This window comes from Solibacillus sp. FSL K6-4121 (assembly GCF_038002585.1).
GTDB classification, from domain to species: domain Bacteria; phylum Bacillota; class Bacilli; order Bacillales_A; family Planococcaceae; genus Solibacillus; species Solibacillus faecavium.
The window spans coordinates 367,364-388,266 of record NZ_JBBOCS010000001.1 but is presented as its reverse complement, the minus strand read 5'-3'; the positions used below and the strand labels follow the sequence as shown (position 1 = coordinate 388,266).

The 20,903-nt window shown below is 35.7% G+C and carries 18 protein-coding genes and 1 riboswitch; of the genes, 10 read left to right on the top strand and 8 right to left on the bottom strand.

Annotation, left to right across the window (positions count from 1 at the left end; translation table 11 throughout):
• Position 1: 1 nt before the first annotated feature.
• Positions 2–1,816 carry a FecR family protein gene (locus MHH95_RS02060; protein ID WP_340726257.1) on the top strand — a complete coding sequence of 605 codons (1,815 nt, stop codon included), beginning with the start codon at positions 2–4 and terminating at the stop codon, positions 1,814–1,816.
• A gap of 300 nt (positions 1,817–2,116) precedes the next feature.
• On the top strand, positions 2,117–3,022 hold the full coding sequence (locus MHH95_RS02055) for an NAD(P)/FAD-dependent oxidoreductase (RefSeq protein ID WP_340726256.1): 906 nt from the start codon (positions 2,117–2,119) through the stop codon (positions 3,020–3,022).
• A gap of 64 nt (positions 3,023–3,086) precedes the next feature.
• Here MHH95_RS02055 and MHH95_RS02050 read toward each other — a convergent pair whose 3' ends face one another.
• From MHH95_RS02050 to MHH95_RS02035, 4 genes are all read right to left on the bottom strand, one after another.
• Complete coding sequence (locus MHH95_RS02050) at positions 3,087–3,803, bottom strand: 3-ketoacyl-ACP reductase (protein ID WP_191700947.1); 717 nt, start codon at positions 3,801–3,803, stop codon at positions 3,087–3,089.
• Positions 3,804–4,124: 321 nt separating this feature from the next.
• A complete protein-coding gene (locus tag MHH95_RS02045; RefSeq protein WP_340726255.1) occupies positions 4,125–5,468 on the bottom strand; it encodes a Ger(x)C family spore germination protein in 1,344 nt (447 codons plus the stop codon).
• Positions 5,455–6,564 (bottom strand): GerAB/ArcD/ProY family transporter, encoded by a 1,110-nt coding sequence (locus MHH95_RS02040; RefSeq protein WP_340726254.1) that lies wholly within the window; start codon positions 6,562–6,564, stop codon positions 5,455–5,457. Before MHH95_RS02040 ends, MHH95_RS02045 begins: the two co-directional genes overlap by 14 nt.
• Positions 6,564–8,072 carry a spore germination protein gene (locus MHH95_RS02035; protein ID WP_340726253.1) on the bottom strand — a complete coding sequence of 503 codons (1,509 nt, stop codon included), beginning with the start codon at positions 8,070–8,072 and terminating at the stop codon, positions 6,564–6,566. The genes MHH95_RS02040 and MHH95_RS02035 overlap by 1 nt, the downstream gene beginning before the upstream one ends.
• 182 nt (positions 8,073–8,254) lie before the next feature.
• Positions 8,255–8,354, top strand: a riboswitch (TPP riboswitch).
• 143 nt (positions 8,355–8,497) lie between these two features.
• Between MHH95_RS02035 and thiM the strand changes: the two genes are divergently transcribed.
• The 6 genes from thiM to MHH95_RS02005 all read left to right on the top strand — a co-directional run bounded on the left by thiM (position 8,498) and on the right by MHH95_RS02005 (position 13,261).
• Complete coding sequence (thiM, locus tag MHH95_RS02030; RefSeq protein ID WP_340726252.1) at positions 8,498–9,340, top strand: hydroxyethylthiazole kinase; 843 nt, start codon at positions 8,498–8,500, stop codon at positions 9,338–9,340.
• Complete coding sequence (locus tag MHH95_RS02025) at positions 9,337–9,636, top strand: MTH1187 family thiamine-binding protein (RefSeq protein ID WP_340726251.1); 300 nt, start codon at positions 9,337–9,339, stop codon at positions 9,634–9,636. Before thiM ends, MHH95_RS02025 begins: the two co-directional genes overlap by 4 nt.
• Position 9,637: 1 nt before the next feature.
• Positions 9,638–10,345 (top strand): thiamine phosphate synthase, encoded by a 708-nt coding sequence (locus tag MHH95_RS02020; protein WP_340726250.1) that lies wholly within the window; start codon positions 9,638–9,640, stop codon positions 10,343–10,345.
• 218 nt (positions 10,346–10,563) lie between these two features.
• Complete coding sequence (locus tag MHH95_RS02015) at positions 10,564–11,373, top strand: VanW family protein (RefSeq protein ID WP_340726249.1); 810 nt, start codon at positions 10,564–10,566, stop codon at positions 11,371–11,373.
• Positions 11,374–11,605: 232 nt separating this feature from the next.
• Positions 11,606–12,253: a DUF6944 family repetitive protein gene (locus MHH95_RS02010; protein ID WP_340726248.1), complete on the top strand. Its 648-nt coding sequence runs from the start codon at positions 11,606–11,608 to the stop codon at positions 12,251–12,253.
• A 156-nt stretch (positions 12,254–12,409) separates the two neighbouring features.
• Positions 12,410–13,261 (top strand): DegV family protein, encoded by an 852-nt coding sequence (locus MHH95_RS02005; RefSeq protein ID WP_340726247.1) that lies wholly within the window; start codon positions 12,410–12,412, stop codon positions 13,259–13,261.
• A gap of 81 nt (positions 13,262–13,342) precedes the next feature.
• Here the strand turns inward: MHH95_RS02005 and MHH95_RS02000 are convergent, their stop codons facing one another.
• Positions 13,343–14,095 carry a YqcI/YcgG family protein gene (locus MHH95_RS02000; RefSeq protein ID WP_340726246.1) on the bottom strand — a complete coding sequence of 251 codons (753 nt, stop codon included), beginning with the start codon at positions 14,093–14,095 and terminating at the stop codon, positions 13,343–13,345.
• 179 nt (positions 14,096–14,274) lie between these two features.
• On the opposite strand from MHH95_RS02000, the gene MHH95_RS01995 reads away from it, so the two are divergent.
• Together MHH95_RS01995 and MHH95_RS01990 are read left to right on the top strand one after the other, a co-directional pair.
• Positions 14,275–15,129, top strand: coding sequence for a dimethylarginine dimethylaminohydrolase family protein (locus MHH95_RS01995; protein ID WP_340726245.1), 855 nt, complete (start codon positions 14,275–14,277; stop codon positions 15,127–15,129).
• Between the two features lie 161 nt (positions 15,130–15,290).
• Positions 15,291–15,875, top strand: coding sequence for an AAA family ATPase (locus tag MHH95_RS01990; protein ID WP_340726244.1), 585 nt, complete (start codon positions 15,291–15,293; stop codon positions 15,873–15,875).
• Positions 15,876–15,918: 43 nt separating this feature from the next.
• Here MHH95_RS01990 and splB read toward each other — a convergent pair whose 3' ends face one another.
• From splB to MHH95_RS01975, 3 genes are all read right to left on the bottom strand, one after another.
• Complete coding sequence (gene splB / locus MHH95_RS01985; protein ID WP_340726243.1) at positions 15,919–16,947, bottom strand: spore photoproduct lyase; 1,029 nt, start codon at positions 16,945–16,947, stop codon at positions 15,919–15,921.
• A gap of 167 nt (positions 16,948–17,114) precedes the next feature.
• On the bottom strand, positions 17,115–18,566 hold the full coding sequence (hpaB, locus tag MHH95_RS01980) for a 4-hydroxyphenylacetate 3-monooxygenase, oxygenase component (protein WP_340726242.1): 1,452 nt from the start codon (positions 18,564–18,566) through the stop codon (positions 17,115–17,117).
• A 211-nt stretch (positions 18,567–18,777) separates the two neighbouring features.
• Positions 18,778–20,823, bottom strand: a complete 2,046-nt coding sequence (locus MHH95_RS01975) for a methyl-accepting chemotaxis protein (protein ID WP_340726241.1) — start codon at positions 20,821–20,823, stop codon at positions 18,778–18,780.
• Positions 20,824–20,903 lie beyond the last annotated feature (80 nt).

Below are 20,903 nucleotides of genomic sequence, written 5' to 3'. Positions count from 1 at the left end.
TTTGTATAAAGCAATAATAAGCTTTGTCGCAACTGTAATGTTTTTAACAGTCGCTTTCCTTCCAACTACAACATATGCTGCTGATACATCAAGAGGAGCGGAAATCAGCTCGTATATGGGGACAGTTGAAGTGAAAAAAGCAGGAGGAAAAAAATCAATCATCGCCTTTGAAAATATGAAATTGAATCAAGGTGATGAAATCATAACCGGTGCTGACTCCTCAGCTATTCTTCAATTCTCTAATAATGGTGAAAGCGATGATCAGTTAATATTAGAAGCCAATTCGACGATTGTGCTGTCCAAAGTATCAAATAAAGAGAGCACTGTAACGAAGGTGAAACTAAAGCGAGGCAAAGCGTGGGTAGATGTATCTTCAATTAATAATAATGAAGATGTGTTCCAACTAGAAACTCCTGAGGGAATCTTAAATGTACGGGGAACAAATTTCTTTGTGGCTGTCGATCCTAATACAGGTCAGTCAGTTATTGGATTGTTTTCGGGAATAGTTAATTATAATTCCACAGAAGATAGATCCCAAGGGACAAATAATATATACCCTGCTCAAATTTATTATTTAGATTCGCAAAATGAAGAGAATGTAGGGAATATGTCTAATCAGACTTTAGAAGAGATGCTGAAAAATGCACCATCCGAAATAGTTCAAGTAATTGTGGCAAATTTAAGTAAAATAAATGAAGAAAATAAAATGTTGATAGATAAAATAAATCAGCAATCAGTGACAGGTTTAAGTCCTGACGTTTTAACAAATATAAATAGAATAGCCTTTGCATTATTAAACGAATTGTATAAAACAGGTAAGATTTCAGAAGAAGCTTATAAACTTAAATTGGAGGAAATAAGTAAGAGCAGTTCTACAGGTGGAGATATACCATCCTCATCCCTTCAAATCTCAAGTGCAGATAAAATTTTGGAATTGAACCAAAATAAACGGGAAGAAAGATTAAATGAAAGTAATAATCAATTATCAAAATTAGAAGAACTGAAAAGACAACAAGAAGAGTTAAAGAAAAAGAATGAAGAATTGAAAAAAGAGCGAGAGGCGCAAACTTTACAAAAATATAAAGAAAGCTTATCTAAAGAAGAGCAGGAGAAATTGCTGAAACGGCAAGCTGATTTAGAGGCGGCAAGAAAAACACCGACACCAAGTCCAACACCAGATTCAACACCGACACCAAGTCCAACACCGACACCAAATCCAACACCAGATCCAGAGCCGACACCAAACCCAGATCCAACACCAGAGCCGACACCAGACCCAGAGCCGACACCAAACCCAGATCCAACACCAGAGCCAGATCCAGACCCAGATCCAGACCCAGATTCAACACCAGATCCAGAGCCGACACCAAATCCAGATCCAACACCAGACCCATCGCCTGACCCAAATGAGTGGTTTTATAATATTGAAAATCCACTCTATTTTAAGGTGACTGTTGATTCAGAACAATTTTATAAAGAGGATTTTATTAGTCAAGATAAAGATAATAAATTACTGTTTGAAACGACAATGGCAATTCCATTCGGTAATGGAGATCGAGTAACATTTTTTACTAATAGTGATTTATTAGAAATTAGAGGCATTATATTGGAAAGTGATTTCCCTTACGAAGCTGGGGAACCAGATTATACGATTCCAATCGAGAAAGTCGATTCAGATAATTTAACATTTATAATCACTCTAGCTGAAAAGGGGAATTCAGATCGAACTGTAGAATTGACGTTTAAAATCCTTGCTGAATTAAGAGAATATCAAAGTCCCGAAGATATTATTACCTCCTTCAAAGAAATTAAATAAGACTAGTTCCAATTATAGTGAGTATATATACTCCTAGAGGTGAATTAGTTATGAATAAAGAACGGATTCCTTAATGGGGGTTCGTTCTTTTTGTTCAAAAAAACAATTTGAAAGCCCTTTAAGTATTTTATTGATTCTCATTCTATTCTGCTTTTATTTTATTTCAATAATTTTTAAATACCTCTGATGGATACTCTAAGGCTTTTGGTTCAAAATAAACAAGAGAGGGTATAAATGAATTTGACCTTTAATGGGAATATCCCGTTTAAAATAATAACCAGCTCAGTGGGGAGGTAAAAAATGAATGTCCTAGATTGCATCGTTATAGGCGGTGGACCTTCGGGGTTAAGTGCAAGTTTGATTTTAGGTAGAGCTAGAAGAAAAATTATGTTGTTTGATGATGATACAAATAGGAATACAATGACGCAAGAATCGCATGGATTTATTACTCGAGATGGTATAAAGCCTCAAGAGTTTAAAGAACTGGGTTTAAAAGAACTGGAGAAATATCCTTCTGTCTCGTTCGCTCATGCAACCGTTACTGAAATAATTAAGGATAAAGGTAATGAGAGATTTTTTGTCAAAGCATCCAATGGACAGGAGTATGTTACTGAAAAGATTATATTAGCTACTGGTATTCAAGAAGTATTTTCTATTCAAGGGATAAGGGAATTTTACGGGAAGAGCTTATTTAGTTGTCCGTATTGTGATGGCTGGGAGCAAAGAGATAAGCCATTGATTGTCATTGCAGAAAAAGAAAAGCATGCACTCCATCTGACTAAAGTTATATATAATTGGTCGGAGGATTTAGTTGTTTTAACGAATGGAATAACACTCTCTCCAGAAGGTACTGCAGATTTACAAAGACGCAATATCAAAATAATATCTGACCCAATAAAGAATTTAATAGGGGAAGATGGTTATTTACAGAAAATCGAGTTTGATACTGGGGAAACGATTTTAAGGTCAGGTGGATTTGTGGCACCAATTTATTATCGCACGAATCAATTCGCTGAAAAACTTGGGTGTGAGTTGGATGAAGACGGAAAAGTTAAAACAGATGGCGTTGGCAGAACAAGTGAGAAGAACATATATATTGCGGGAGAAACTGAAAGAAACAGACCTTCCTCGCTAATGATTTCAGCAGCAAAGGGTAATAAAGCTGCAGTTTCTGTAAATACGGACCTTACGATGGAACGTTTTTAAATGTTAAAAAATAAATGGCGCTATCCAAAATACATTGGATAGCGCCTTATTTTTGACGGTTCTATTATGGGTTAGTTGACCAAAGTCCAGCATGCTTTAATACAACACGTGGATGAAGCTTTAATTGTGCAACCATTAAGTCAGCTAAATCTTCTGCTTGCATAACTTTTTCTGGGTTGCCGTCTGTTAAGTTCAGCTCAACCGCCATGTCAGTTGCAACCGTACTTGGTGTTAAAGTTGTAACGCGAATATTTTTCTTACGTACTTCAAGCATTAATGACTCACTTAATCCGATTACTGCAGCCTTAGAAGCTGAGTATGCACTTGTAACCGGTGCCCCTTTTTGACCAGCTGTGGATGAGATATTGATGATATCGCCTGTATTGCGCTCAATCATTTCAGGTAATACTGCACGTGTTGTATAGTATACACCTTTTACGTTAACATCGATGATATTTGTCCATTCTTCAGGTGTTAAGTCCATGAAACCGCCGAATTTTGAAATACCAGCATTATTTACTAAAATATCGATGGCTCCAAGTTCGCTTCGAATTGACTCAACTGCTGTAGTTATAGAGTCTAAATCTGCCACATTTGCCGAAGCAATAGCTACCTTAACGTCATATTGTTTAAGTTCCTCTGCCACTTGCTGTAAATTTTCAAGTGAACGTCCGACAAGACCTACGTGAATTCCTTCTTTAGCAAAAGCGATTGCTGTTGCTTTTCCAATTCCACGCCCTGCTCCGGTGATTAATGCCACTTTTCCTGTAATTGTTTGCATTTTTTTTGCTCCTTTAAATAAGATTGATTTATTATAGCGAAATAAAGAAATCGATATCCTCAAACTGGATCGTGCTTTTTCACCAAAAATAAATCAAGTATTATTCTAAAACTAACTTTATTCTACTCATGGTTTTTCGTATTGTAAAGGATACGAGCATGCTAATTTTCTTCGTTCTTCCAAGGAGGATTTGTATGGTGGGAAAAATTGTTATATATTTTGGAAACTGTATATGGAATAAAGAATGACAGGAAGGTACAAAGCATAGTAGGTATATCAGTAAAATGTTCCATAAGACTATTCCACAAAAAAATTCCACCTTTAGTGTGATTTTATAATGTTGCCTGGCTTTTCGATAGTTGCGTTGACATCAACTTGTATATCACTCTTCATGAAATAATGCTGACCCTCTTCCCATTCCTCTTTAATGGATTTCCAAAGCGGATAATGCTTTTCATATAAATAAGTGTTTAATCCGATAACGTCTGTATATAACTGATTCTGTAAAATAGAGATGGTATGTTCCGTTATTTCTTTAATTTCTTTTTCTAAAGTATTTTTTAGCTTTTCGTAATTTTCTTCCTTCATAACATCAAGTTGGCCATACTGTTCAGCAACTCCGCTAGCAACGTCGATTTTAATATTGAATTTTAATGGCATTTTCTTATCTTTCAGGGATATTTTACTTTGGATGTTTAAGATTTCGAAGGTGACATCGTGATCATCAAGTTTTGTGTTAATCGTCCCTGTCTGATTTTTGGATTGAATAAAATTTACTCCTTTTGCTTCATCTCCAATTAAATTACCAACAACTTTATTCTTAATACCGCTGTATACCGAAACTCCATCATAATTAACTGTCGTTGAATTTACCTGACTAATAAAAGGAATAATAAAACTTCGATTCATTAACAAATAGGATTGAACATTTCCCACAGTTAAAGGTTGGGCAATATCTAAGGTCGACTTATTTTCCAAAACTTTGGATAAATATTTACTTGGTACTTTCTCGTTTTCAGGGAGAATTGATAAATAATCGCTTGATTGCTCCTCCGTAATGGCGATTTTAACGCTCCGTAACATTTCCTTTTCTCGAAGGAAAATATCCATCAGATCAGCAAATAAATACTCTTCTTTTGCAAGGGCTTCCGAAAAAAGGACAATATTTAAATGTGTCACGTTTGTCCTACTTCCAGCCTGTTTTATCATATCGCGGTTCATTTCAATAATGGTGTCACCAGTTTGTGATAGGTTACGAAATGAAGTGGCGTTTGAATTGTTAGTGTTTTGTTGTGAGCTAAAGGTAGAAGGGTTTAAAAGCTGTTGTGTTAATTTGAATTTATTATTTTCATTTTGTTCATAATCCTCATCTTTTTCATAATTTAAAACTCTTTCATCGGTTTGTAATGAAGATTCATTTTGATTTTGTTTTATGCGTTCTTGCCCTGATGAAGGTTTATTATTTTGCTGCTGTGAGTTTTGCTGCTGTTGACCTTTTGAGTCCCTAGCAGCCACACTTTCTTCTGAGGGAGCTGGTTTATTATTAGCTAGGTCTATCGCAATCCCTGTTACAAAACTACGATCTTCTACTTCAAGATTATCCCAGCAACCGGCTGTAAGTGGGAGACAGCAAATTAAAAATATTAGTTTATTATAAGGGATCATGGGTTCTCCTACCTCTTATTAATAGCATAGTTCCTAGTAGAAATATGACGAATACCATATAAATTATCTCTAAATAAGCCATATATTTTGCAATGTTATTAATTTGAATAAAGTTTTTAGGTATCATGGCTAAAAAGAAAATGATGGGTGACAAAATAAAAATAATCGTTTGTTTGGCTAATTTAGGAATTAGCTGGTTAATGAGCATTACTGCAATATCAAATGCCATTAAGCAGGTTGTAAATACAATAATTGTCCAGATGATAAATAAAATCGAATCAAAGCGTTCGAAGAAAATTCCTGGAATCGATATTATTTTTGAAAGCTCGAATACAGGGTAATAAAGATTTTTGACCGTTGCATTCCCAAAGACGCCAACACAAATAATAAAAATAATGATATAAAAGGTAAATGGAAATAAAATGCCTAAAACAGTCATTTTAGCTGCTTTTTCAGGTTTTTTTATAAGAGAAATATAAAATATTACAATACCAAATCCTAGAAATGCGTTCAAACTGGATATTGTTCCAGACTGAAGTCCTTTAAAATCGGTTTGAAACACAGGAAGTAAATTTTCAAGCTTAATAGCCCACATCGGAGCAATAATTAATAAAATTAACCCGCCGACAACAAAAGGGAAAAAGAGAATGTTTAATTTGAAAATGGCCACCCTCGAGCCAGATACTGCATATATAACGACAAGGATAAACGCTAAACAGACAACTTCCAATGGGGTACGATCAAAAAAGTACTCCTGAGACAAGGTAGCCATTTCCCTCATTTGAAACGAAGAGATAATAATATATTGAAAAACAAAAATAAAGCATAGTATGACTGCCACTGGCTTTGATACTAAATAGGAGGCAAAAGAGAAAAAGGGTTCATTTGGGAAGGATACCGCTATTTTTGCTAAAATCCATCCTAAAAGAAGCGCGATCAACCCTCCAAATAAAATTGCTATCCAGCCATCCGATGATACAGTATGTTCGGTTATATACCGAGGCAAAAATAGAATTGTAATACTAATCGTATTCGAAGCAACAGCAAACATAATGTCTTTATCTTGAATCGATTCATTGTTTTTATAAAGTTTCATTACTTCACTGATCCTCCGTCTTTCTTTTTCCTATTCGATTTCAGGAATGGCTGAAATGAGCGTTTTGACAATACTGTAATCGGAGCCCTTACGACAATATTTTCAAGGGTCCATAAGTTGCCTGGAGAAAATGATTGTGTATATGGAATACCAATACTTTTTAAGTTGGCAAGATGAACATAAATCATAATAAACACTAAAATAATTCCGTATAGTCCTAAAATTGCGGCAGCAAATATAGTAGCGAGACGAACTATTCGCAAGCCAATCGCAAAGCTGTAATTGGGTATTGTGAATGCACAAATGGCTGTTAGAGAAATAACTATAACCATGATGGGAGTTACAATCCCCGCCATAACGGCAAGTTGACCAATAACTATACCGCCTACAATCCCAATTGTCTGACTGATTTTATAGGGGAGTCTTGTTCCAGCCTCCTGCAATACTTCATAAAAAAAGACGAGGATTAAAGCTTCAATTAAGGACGGAAATGGAATCCCTTCCCTAGCGGCAGTTATCGTAAATAATAGCTGAGCCGGAATTAATTCTGGATGGTATGAAATTAATGCAACATATAGGGCTGGTAAAAATATAGTCATGTAGAAAGAGAATAAGCGCAATAATCGTAGTAATGAACTTATTAACCAACGTTGGTTATAGTCTTCTATTGACTTTAATGAATCCCCGAAAGTGATAGGCATTAAGAGAGCAAAGGGTGACCCTTCAACAATAATGGCTATTTTACCTCTCAATATATTGAAAGCCACCCTATCCGGTCTTTCTGTATCTAAAATTTGTGGAAAGGGTGACAGAAGATTATCTTCAATCCACTGTTCAATAAATCCAGAATCCGGTGCGAAATCAATATCAATTGTTTTAACGCGACGCAAAACTTCCTGTAAAAGGTCTTCTCTTACAATCCCATCAATATAACAAATGGCAATTTTCTGGTTGGAATGTGTGCCAACTTCCATCATATCGACTCGAAGATTGGGGTCTTTGATTTCCTGGCGAATGAGCGAGAGGTTAATTTTAAAATTCTCTATAAACCCTACTCTGGACCCTCGAATAACGGATTCAGATTGCGGCTCCTCAAGGGCACGATATTCCATTCCGCTCGTTCCGATAAGTGCGGCTTCACTTACACCTTCCAGTAAGAAAACTGTATCGCCGGCTAAAAGCGTTTTAATTACCTGCTTCATTTCCTTTGATCTGTTGATCTCAGCAATGGCAATTATTTCTTCATAGACATGATCAAACAAATTCGAGTGAATATGTTTTCTGTTTAATTCAAGAATTTTTAATATATTTTTATTTAATAAATCCTCGTTTATAAGCCCTTTTATATAAATTAAAGCAAAAGGATGGTTCAACCGGCCAATTCTGCTTTTTCGGATAATAAGATCTGCAGAATTTCCAAGTATTTTTTTTATTACTGCAATATTTTCATCTAATTGGCCATCGAGATATTGGCGACTATTGTTTTTTTCATTTGAAGATTGGACCATTTTCTTAACTCCTGTTCAAATGATGTAATAAGTTTATTGTTTTATTTTTTCCAAATAATATGCAATTCATACTTTAATTCGATGTATTATTGAACCTTTATAACGTTGGTATAGAGGCACGTAAATGTATGAATTTGACATTCGACATACCTGTTGATAGTATGGAGGAACAAACAAAATAGCATATATTGCGGGGGGACTCTTTTGAGTTGAGAAGGTTAAAACCTGACTCTTTGAACCTGTCAGTTAAAACTGGCGTAGGGAAGCGATTCATTATATTTATAAGCAATAATTTGAATTGTGCTTTCCCATTTATTTAGGGAGAGCACTTTTTTGTTTTTTATGCTAAGTGAATTTCTACCTGTAAGACCCGTCTTGTGAATCTATTCGTTCATATGAAGAATGATTATAGAAAGGTGATGGAAATGGCTACTAAGCAGGAGATACAAAATGAAATTATCCAGGCTGTAGAAACAGTAAAAAAGGCGAATCCGATGGCAGGTTCCATTACAAACACTGTCACGATTAATTTCGTTGCAAATGCACAGCTTGCTGTTGGAGGTTCTGCCGCTATGGTGTATTTACCGGATGAAGCAGAATTTATGGCTAAAGCGGGGGGAGCAACCTATATAAATGTGGGTACGCTATTACCTATTTATCAAGAGACATTACCTCATGTAGCAAAGGTATTGCATGAAACAGGAAAACCATGGGTGTTGGACCCTGTCGCTGTAGGCATTGGTTCACTAAGGACAGAGCTACTACAGGAATTTAAGGCATTTAAACCGACCATTATTAGAGGAAATGCATCAGAAATTATAGCATTGGCAGGTTTATGGGCATTAGATGGAGGAGCAGAGGAATCAAGGGTACGAGGTGTGGATGCTACAGATTCTGTACACGAGGCTAAAAGAGCAGCGATTGCTCTTGCAAAGTGGACGGGTGGTGCGGTTGCTGTATCAGGAGAAACGGATTTAATAACAGACGGCTCTATTATAGCTATCTCTTATGGGGGCTCTCATTTTATGGAGAGAATTACGGGGGCAGGCTGCTCGTTAGGTGGAGTTGCCGCTGTGTATGCAACAGCAACTACTCCGTTTATTGCAGCCATTACTGCTAGTGCAGTATACAATGTAGCTGGAAAACGCGCTGAGTTAAAAGTAGATGGTCCAGGAAGTTTCCAAGCGCAGTTTTTGGATGAATTATATAAAGCAACAGCAGAAGAAATTGCAAACAACTCATTTGATTTGGAGGAGATTAATTTATGAATACATTAGTAGCAGTAGCAATTGCGCCTTTTGGTGTAGGGGATGAATTGGGACAGGAAATCGCCGAGGTTGTGAAAGTCATTCGAGATTCGGGGTTACCGAGTCGAACTACATCAATGTTTACAGAAATTGAGGGAGAATGGGATGAAGTGATGAAAGTAGTAAAAGAAGCGACTTTTATACTTGCAGAAAAAGGAATTCGAACAGAAGTGGTGTTAAAAGCTGATATCCGTCCGGGATATACGAATACGATCAATACAAAAATAGATAAAATAAATGATATTTTAGGAGGGTAATATGGGTAATATCAAAAAGCTTGATATTTCAGCCTATTTAGTTATAGGTCCTGAAAATACAAAAGGCCGTCCAGTCGCAACGATTATTAAAGAGGCAGTAAGTGCGGGCTTTACTTGCATCCAAATACGTTCCAAAGTTGCTTCTGCAAGAGAATTGATTCAATTAACACGTCAAGCAGCAGAGGTCATTGAAGAGGCTGGAAAATCCGATGAGGTTGCACTCCTAGTAAATGACCGTCTTGATGTTGTTTTAGCGGCTAGATCACAAGGGATTAAAGTAGATGGCATTCATGTAGGACAAACAGATATCCCAGTGAGCGTTTGTCGCGAATATTTAGGGGAAGACCTCATTATCGGTTTATCTGCTCGAGCTGATCAATTATTTGACTATATTAAAACAGAGGATGTCTCTCAACTTGATTATTTTGGCGTAGGACCGTTGCATGAGACCTCAACAAAACCTGATTGCGGAATTGGGGAAGACGGAAAAGTGATTACGAGAAGTATTGCTGATATTACGAAAGTTGCTGAGCTTAGTTCGATTCCCGTAGTCGTAGGCGGGGGTGTAAAACTCGCGGATATTCCTACCTTAGCAAAAACTGGTGTAGACGGTTTCTTTGTCGTTTCAGCTGTAACGGAGGCTGAAAATCCAAAGCAAGCAGCAACAAATTTAGTGAACGCCTGGAATAATTATAAGTCTGTTAATTAAAACTTTTAAATTGAAACCCCATTACCTCAAGAGTAGGTAATGGGGTTTTGCTCTTTTCCAGATATATCTTTCTGTTAGGGAGCAAGTTCTTTTTTAAAAGGAATAAAAACAGTTCTGTTGAATAATTACAAAGAGAAATAAAGCGCTTCGTGTAATGAGTAAGCGTTTTAACTACATAGAATTAATAAAAATTTCTAGTTTAAAGGAGGAATAAAATATTGAGATTATCCGAACTTAATCCAATCTTCTATTATTTACGAATTGAACAGAAAAGGCTTTTTCGGTCTATCGAAAATCTAATAGAAAGAAAGCGATTTGCAACGTATAAAGAGTTGATAACTACATTCCCTTTTACATGTAAAAAACACCAATCATTGCTAAGAAGGAAATTAGGAGACAGTGATCCTAACTTACAGGAGAATAAAATAATTAATTTGAAAATTGCTACGAGTGCAATCGATGGTGTAATTATTAAGCCTGGAGAAACCTTCTCGTTTTGGCATTTAGTAGGGAAAACGACAAAAGCAAAAGGCTACATTGAAGGAATGCAGCTCTCAATGGGAGAAGTGAAGACAGGTGTTGGAGGGGGGATTTGTCAGCTTGCTAATTTACTGTATTGGATGACGCTACATACACCTCTAATTATTAAAGAAAGGCATCATCATAGTTTCGACCCATTTCCTGATTCGGGAAGAACGCTTCCATTTGGGAGTGGTGCAAGTGTTTTTTACAATTATGTAGATTTACGCATTTATAATCCGACAACTAAACCTTTTCAAATAAAAGTTTGGGTAACAGATAAACTTTTAAAAGGAGCAATTTTTGCGAATGAAGAAATGCCTTACACTTACCATATTGAGGAAAGAAACCATCAATTTTTAAAAAAAGACGGGAAAAACTATCGTCAAAATGAGATTTGGCGAAAGACAATCGACAAAGTAACGGGACAATTGATTAAAACAGAATTGCTAATGAAAAATTATTCAGAGGTAAAGTATCCTATACCCACCGATCCTGAATTGCCGTGAAATGTAATTATTATAAATGACCTGAAAATCCGAGGATGATTTCTCGGATTTTTATAATATTAATCAACGAAATAATTGGTCAATCCAGGTCCAATTATTCTATTTAAAAATACATATACTGCAATATCTAGGTTTAGTCGGTAGGAATGTACAACCTCCATATCGGCATAAAAAGTTACTATCTCGTAATTTGTTATAGCTTACCTTACTAATGAACAGTAGGTGGATAAAAATGATAAACCATAGTAATTCTAACAACCAAAACAACGCTAAAAAACAAAAGATCTCTTTGGATAAATGGGATAAATTGATGTTCCGCAACAAAAGTAGGAAGCGGAATACTTCGAAGGGCATTAGATGGAATAACAACTCCAATGAATCAAATATTACTACTATTGCAGGGAACTGGATTGAAGCTGTTGGGACAATTGTATCTGCAATCGGGAGTACGCCCTCTACTTTTTTTACTCAGCAAACACTAAATGATTTTAATATAATTGGTAATATTCTAGAAGCTGGAGGAAGCGCAATTGTTGCAGAGGCTGAAAACACCTTACTGGATAGGGTAGGTGGTCAACTATCGTCAATAGGAAACTTAGCTGTTGTGGCAGGAATATTCTCTAAGAATGAACAGTCAGGTCAACTATTAGAACAGCAAGGTAACCTGCTCCAAGTGGTTGGAGTTGGAATTACAATTAATACTGAAGGGAAATTAACTCTTTTACAAACTATAGCGAATACAGGAAATATAATTCAGCTAATTGGAAATGTAATTGAAGTCTTTGCTGATAACGATACAAGTGAAGGAGAAGTAATGAATGCAGTTGGCGCTTGGATACAGGCGGTGGGAGCTGTCATTACAGCATTGGCATCCGATTAAGCATTTAAGCAAGTACTCTATCGAGAAGAAACCTTTGAATTAGTTACTTTAATTTTCAGAACATTCACTGGATAATTCATCCTCTTAGTGTATATTTAAGTTAAATAAAAAATAAATACACATCAAAATAGGTATGTAATTTGGAAGGGGTATACAATGAAAAGGATAATTTTATCGACTGAGAGTGGAGCGGATTTACCGAAAGATCTAGTTGAGAAACATCAAATTCAAGTAGTACCGATGCATGTCATTATGGAGGGGAAAGATTATTTAGATGGTCAGTTATCTGTAGAAGAAGTTTTTGATTTTCATAGTCGTACAAAAAAAATTCCTTCCACAGCAGCAACAAATATACATGAATATGAGGATTTGTTTACTAAAATTAGAACAGAATATCCTGACAGCATCATCATTCATATTGGTTATACGTCTAAAGCATCGGCATCATTTCAAAGTGCATTAATTGCAGCGGAGAATTTTGATAATCTTTTTTTAGTTGATACTTTAAATGTAACTGGTGGATTAGGTGCTATAGTTATGTATGCAGCTTCATTGCTCGAGGAGGAACCTTCCATTGACCATGTCCGTTTAATAGAGAAAATAGAATCCGTAGTTCCTAAGACAAGACTCGCTTTCCTGCCTGGAAGTTTGGATTTTCTAAAAGCGGGCGGTAGGGTAAGTAACCTAGCCTATATAGGAGGAGCTTTATTAAAAATTAAGCCATGCATCGAATTAAAGGAAGGGAAGCTTGTTTCAACAAGAAAATATCGAGGGAAAATGAATATCGTTGCCGAAAAGCTTTTACGAGACTATTTAAACGAATATGATATTGATAGAAAACAGCTATACTTGATTTATTCTATTGGGCTTGATGAAAGTATTAAAAAGCAGATGGAAGAACTCGCGAAGGAATTTGGTTTTGAACATGTAACATGGATGCAAGCTGGTGCAATGATCTCTACACATGCAGGGCCAGGAGGCTTTGGGATAGCAGGGATAGAAAAATAAAATTTAATCCGAATGGGAAAAGACATTAAAAGTTGTGCTAAAATTTTACTTTTAGCACAACTTTCTTTGTAACCGTTTTCTTTAATTGGGGCTTAGTTTTAAGGTTAGCGACTTATGTTGGAAAGGACATTTGCCTTGAATAGGTATAATATCATCACCAATAAATGATTGCTTCCACTCATTATGAGTTGGGTCACCGTAATGACCGATATCCGGATGTTTAGGTAGCTGATCCCAAACCTCTACACGTTTCCGAACCTTTTCACGAGACATGATTCCGCCTTTTTCAGTTCCTTCTAACCCTTCGAAAATTTTCCGAGGTTGAAATCCAAGAACCATTGCATTTCCTAAATGACGTGTTTTCCGCTTTTTATATGCAGGTGCATTTCCGAATACAAAAATTGGCTCTCCGGCAAAATGAAAATCCCACAAATAATGTTCAGGGTCACGAGGACTATCTACTGGCCATTCCACTTCATCTTCTTTATGCAAGTATTGTAGTATATCCCAAAATTGCTTTCGGTAATCTTCAAGAGAGCCCTCTTGCTCAAATGGTTCCACAAAGACAAACAGTCCGTGTCTTTTGTAGTTTGGTAGCTTAAATAAATCAAGGAAATGTCCGACTGCGGCAGGAAGATTGCTCCAGTCATCCTGATTAATATAGGCATAGCGAAGCTCACCTTTGAGCTCACCACTCATGCCGAAAAAACATGGAAACGTTTTATCTGTTACCGTGTTATGAAAGGTTTCGTATTCTTTATAAAGCCATTTTGGCAAGTCGGTTCTAGTTTGGAAATCTTCCTTTGTTAATAAAGTATGCCCTTTCGTAATCATACAAACCCCTCCGTTATCATTATCCAATTATTACTATATAGCCAATCATTACCCCATCCTAAAATTCTTGAAACAATGGCAACTAAATAGATTAAAAATTCAGAAATGTTTACCGAATGTAAATGAAGGAAATGAAAATAATAAGTGAGAGTTGAATCAAGAATCTGGAGGATGTCTTAATGGGTGATACAATTACAAAACGAGATCAAATAAATTGTAAAAATGAATACGGAACATTAAAAAAAGTAGTTTTATGTGAACCGCAATACATGGAGATTAGAGAAGTAATTAATAATGTCCAAAAACAATATAAACATGAGAATATTGACCAGGAACTAGCTATTGCACAACATCGTAATTTTGAACAAACTTTAAAAACTGCGGGTGTGGAAGTGATTAAACTAAAACCTAGTAAAGATCACCCTGAGCAAGTCTTTACACGAGATATTGGCTTTACATTAGGAAATCGTTTATTTATTTCCGAAATGGCGAATCCGATTCGTCAAGGTGAAGAGAAAGTATTAGCCCACTGGATGAACAAGCATAATATTGCATATAAAAAGCTCTCAACTGATTCGATAGAAGGCGGCGATGTCATTGTCGACGGCCAACACGTCTTCATTGGAATCAGTCACCGAACGTGTAAAAGTGCAATTCAATCTTTACAGAAAGAATTGCCTGAATTTAAAATACTGCCAATTCAATTCAACCCAAAATATTTACATTTAGATTGTGTATTCAATATTCTTTCCTCAGAAGAAGCATTAATTTATCCAGATGCGTTCGACCCGAAAACTGTAGAATTTTTAGCGAATATGTACAATTTAATTGAAGTAAGTGAAAGCGAGCAGTTTACAATGGGCACAAATGTATTATCTATTGGTCAGAAGCGGGTATTAAGTTTACCAATGAATCGAGACGTTAATTATCAGATGAGACAGCATGGTTATGATGTATTGGAAGTAGATTTTTCAGAAATCATCAAGTCAGGCGGCTCATTCCGATGTTGTTCAATGCCTATTGTCCGGCTTTAAGAGGCAAATTGGTACCTCGTTTCGTAATATATGTTATTTGATCATTACTCATTCTTTATACAAACGAATCCTTGTTAAAGGGTTCGTTTTTTTCTTTTTTGCAAATAATGGTAAATTATAGTATATAAATATTTATACGTATTTAAGGAAGAGGTTTTTTAATGATCATTTGGCTAAACGGTGCCTTTGGTGCTGGAAAAACACAAACCGCATATGAATTGAAACACAGAATTCCCAACTCCATTATTTATGATCCAGAGCAAATCGGCTTTTATATAAACAAAAACATGCCGAAACATCTGACGACAGGGGACTTTCAAGATCATGAAATTTGGAGAGAGTTTAATTTTAAAATGATAAAGTACATATCTAATCAATTTAATGGAACAATTATAATTCCAATGACAATCACTAATCCCCAATATTATGAAGAAATTATAGAGCGCTTAAAAATGGAAGGGGTTGAAGTGCATCATTTTGTATTATGTGCAACAAAGGAAACACTCAAGCAAAGGCTAAAGAGCCGATTTGAAAAGAAAAATTCTTGGCCAGAGCAGCAAATCGACCGCTGTATGGAAGGATTTAAACACCCAATTTTTGATGGACTAATTGATACAAATAGCCTTGCACTTGAACAAGTGGCAGAATTGATTGCAAAAAAGCTAAATATTCGTTTGCTTAATGAGAGACGGAGCAGTTTTAAAAAAAGGGTAGACCGCTTTGTAATGAGGATTATGAAGACATAATATAAAACAAAGGCAGCCGATTTTAAGACCGGCTGCTTTAGCGTTACGTGAAATACTCAAGTTTTGCATTCGGAAAGAACTTTTCCATATAACTGTATAACTGCTCTTTCATTTCATCTTCTTCGTCTTTTTGATAAATATATTTACCAATTCCATACTTACCCCATTTAACACGTCTTGTAGATTCATCCAGCTGTAATTTAGTTTTTGGATAATTTTTCTCAATAACATTTTTTGCTTTCTTAGTGAATCTGTGCTGAATAAATTCAAACGTTATATCATCACGAGCATCCTTCGGTAATTCTGCATCAAGACGCTCAAACATATGATAGTATCCTTCTTGCCATCCATCATGAAGGTAAATTGGTGCTACGATAAAACCAAGCGGATAACCAGCCCTTGCGACTTTACCGGCAGCTTCAATACGCTTTACTAGGGGAGAAGTACCAGGTTCAAAATTTTTAATGACATAGTCGGCATTTATGCTAAATCGGAATCTTGTATGCCCGTTATGTTTTGCATCAAGTAAATGATCAACATGATGAAATTTAGTCACAAACCGTAATCTGCCTAACTCTGTTTGCCCAAAATGTTCAATTGCTTTTTTTAAGGAGTGGGTTAAGTGGTCGATCCCTACAATATCAGAGGTACAAGCAGCTTCAAAACGCGTAATCTCAGGAGCGCGTTCTTCTATATAATGATCAGCGGCTTCAAATATTTCATCGACATTCACATATATTCGAATATACGGTTTACTCCCCATAGTCGTTTGCAAATAGCAGTAATGACAATGTCCCATACACCCTGTTGCAAGAGGGATGGCATATTCAGCCGATGGTTTAGACGTGTCAAACTTCAGAGTTTTACGAATGCCTACAACGAGGGTAGATTTTGCAATTCGGTATTTTTGTAAATCATTGTCTCCAGGAAGGTCTCGAATCTGATTATGTGAAGTAGTATAACGAATTTCAATACCTAACCCTTCAAATTTTTCTTTCAGCTCTTTTCCAAGAGGATAATCTAAAGCATTCGGTTCAAAATAAACAAGCTGGGGCATAAACGGTTTATTCATGATTATCCTCAGTGATGATAATCTGCATTAAGCACAATGCATCGGTAAGATTAAGCATCCTATCACCTTCTTTTCTTTTTAGGATTAGTTTGTCTAAAGGTCGACTAATTTATGAAAGGAAATATTGCAGTCCTTTTGAAAAGGGTGAAGGTAGTATTCAGATTGAGTTATGAATTTTCCTTCTGCTTAAGAAAATCAATGACTACTTCTACATATTCTTTCTTTGGATAAGTATAATATAATTCGCTCGCTGCGCGGATTGAATCGCCAAAAAAGAATCGTTCATATTGCATTTGCCTCGTACCGAATGAGCTCATTGTTAAATCCCAAGCTAAACGAAATATTTTTACACGTTCCTCTGCTGTTTTAGTAGCACCTTGAAGATATTGATCTAAATCTGCTCTTATATCAGAATGGAATGCTTTTTCGGTAGGTAACGTAATCATGCCGCTTGCACCTATGAGTTGAATTATTTCGATGTAGCGAGGGTAAAGTTTAGAAAAAATATTACCGGCAATTTTCAATGGGAAAATTGCTGGGCGTAAATAGCCCCAATCATCTTGTACTGCATTATTCTCCGATTTTTCCAAAAGGGCTTTCATCGTTTCTAACCCAACGATAATTTCTGACAGCTTTTCTTGAATATGTTGATATTCACGGACTTTAATTGTATCTACAAGAAGCTCCGCAATGCCTAGTATAAATTCTGTTTTGACAATCTGCCTTATCGTCACCTGATATTTAGCGAAGTGATGAAACGAACTTTCCATGAGGAACTTACCGGCAATTTCAAAGTTATTATAAAAAAATACTCGCTCCCACGGAACTAATACATTATCAAAAACTATAAGGGAATCGATCTCTTCGAACCGGGAGCTTAGCGGATGATCAAAGGGGGAATCCCCTCCAACAAATGTATCTCGGCAAATAAATTTAACACCTTTCGTATTGGAAGGAATGGCAAAAGCAAAAGCTTCATCTTCTGCGAATACAGCCTTACCGGCCCCAAATACTAACACTTCATCGGTCAAACCACCTTGTGTGGCCAATAATCGTGCACCCTTTATTACAAGGCCCTGTTCATTTTCTTCTACAACCTTCGCGGAAATTGGCTCATTTGTCCGTTCGAAATAACTTTGAGACCGATTTACTTGTGGTGTAATAAATGTATGCGTAAGTGATAAATCATTTTCTCTGACTAATTCAAAAAAAGCCTGAATATTTTCAGGGAAACAGTTTTCCTGTCCCTCCAATATTTTTGCTGAGGAGGCAAAGCTCATTAAAACAGAATTCAAATAGTCAGGGCTTCTTCCTAAAACACCATAAGTATGTCTAGCCCAATGTTCAATCATTTTCCTTCTTTTTAACAAATCGTCTTTTGTTTTTGGCTGTAAAAAAGAGAGCCCAAGAGGTTCACCTGATTTCGGCGAAATAAAAGTCATTTCATCTTTTATTTTAGGATCATGCTGTAGGTCATAAAGAGAAGCTTTCGTTTTAATAAGACCTTTGAAAGCGGGGTGTTCAGAAAGTAACCCTTCCACCTTTTCCCCATCAAACCAAACTTCATTATTTAACTGATTTAGTCGATTAATATAAAATTCTCCATGTATAGCACCCATGTATTCACTCCTTAAATTTCATGGAAATATAGAGCTAGGTCACTTGCTGTAAAGCAACAATTTAAAATTCTTTATATACGCAACATATGTCAATGATGTAAATGGTGTCACTATAGGACGTAAACAGCTGATATTATAAAAAATAGATGGACTAAGAAGTGCTCGCAGCTACCTCTAAGTCCATCTATTTAACGTGTATTTTTATGTGTAATTATAACTTGAATTTTGAAACAGAATCCGATAACTTTTCGACTTGTTCATTTAAATGAGTGGCATGACTTGTTACTTCGGTAGTGGCCGATGTTTGTTCTTCAATCGAACTTGCAATTTCTTGTGTTTCAGCTGTTACCTCTGTTGTCATTTCATGGACTACTAACATGGAAGATAGCACAACATTTTTTTGCTGTTGCATTGTCGATACATCTTCCATTGTTCTAGTAATGGATTCTTTCATATTTTCCAAAGTATCGGACAGCTGTTTAATTGCATTATTAACAGTATCAACAGCTACTTTTTGATTATCGCTAATTTCATTTGTTTGCTGCATTACTTGAACAAGTTGCTCTGTATCTTCCAATATACTTTTAATAATTTCCTGAATATTTGTAGTTGCTGCTTTTGAATTCTCGGCTAATTTTCTTACCTCATCAGCCACAACAGCAAACCCCTTACCGTGTTCGCCTGCTCTAGCAGCTTCAATAGATGCATTTAGTGCAAGTAAATTTGTTTGTTCTGTAATTTGAGCAATTAATTTTGTTACTTGTGAAATTGATTTTGTTTTATCATCCAGATTGCTTGCAACAACCGTTACTTCCTGGAATGCTCTTTCTAAATTTGTATATGTTTCTTCTAACTGATCAACTTTATGAATAGTTGTATTTGCTTCAATGAGCGCTTCAGCTGCATCATCTGCCACTTGTTTTGATTGTAATTCAATTGTCTCAATACCCTCTGCTAATACATGGAGAGCATTAGAACCATCTTGCATTTTTTCAGCCTGTTTACTACTACTCATAGCAATTTCTTCAATACTAGTAGAAACATTATATAATGCTTGTTCATTTTCTTGAGCGATAATTGCTAAACTATTTGATGAATTACGAATTGCATTAGTATTTTCATTTACTTGAAGGACTAAACGATGAACACCATCCAGCATTTGATTGTAATGGTTTGCCAGATCAGCAATTTCATCATTTGAATTCGTTTCAAAGCGGGAGATAAAATCACCACTTGCTGTTCTTTCAAATACTTTTTTTAAATTACTAAAAATCTGAATTAGTTTAATTGACATGAAATAAGCGAATAAACAACCAATGATTAATCCAATAATAAGTGATATCCAACCGTTAATTGTAAACTCCTTTAATTTTTCAGCAAAATTATCTTTATCTATAACAGAGACAATCTTCCAATTGTTTTTTTCTATTGTCTGTATTTCACCCGAATAATCAACACCAGCCCAATTAAATTGTTCAATTTGATTATTTGTATTTGAATCATTTAAAAGCCAGCTAAATTCCGTAGCTAATTCACGAGGATTTAATAAATCCGAAACCCCCTCAATTTTACCGGAGTTATCAGCATTAATATTTTTTCCGTCTCCATCTTCAATAAATGAAGAAACGATAAGACCATTTGGATCAACAATCATCAATTGGGAAGAGGTACCTTCTTCAATACTTTCTCGTATTGAACCAATCGTTGAGAAGTCAATATCAAAGCCGACTGCACCAACTAACTTTCCATTATTAAATATGGGAGCAATAACCGAAGTCATTAATTGATTTACGCCAGTGTCCAAATAGATATCCATCCACTGTAGGTTCGGATGACTGTTTAACTTTGCGAATGTTTGAGAGTCACGAACATCCCAATCGTATGTAATTTCCGGTGTCACGTGTAACTTGCCAGTTTTAAAGTCCATGAAATAAACCGCTAAATAATCACTATTCTGTTCTTGAAGCGTTTTTGTTATTTTGTCAATTTGGGTATAATCTTTTTCTTCATTTGTTAAGATTGCCTCTACCACCTGACTAAATTGTAGAATAGCGGATTCATAATTCAATAAGCCTAAAGATACTTGATTAACTGCATTCTTTGCATTATCAGAAGAGGTTTGATGATTTTCCTCCTCCAGAATGTTACGCACGTTCCACTGACTAAAAACTACAGTTATGCCGACTGCTAAAACGATAGCAAAAGATATATAAATCATCCACTTCGCTTTTAATGTAAGATTTTTAAAAAAATTCACTTGTTTCACGTCTTTCTTTTGACTAAATATTTACTTTTACACCGAAAAGTAGAAAGTTTATCCGAATAAAAGTATATATA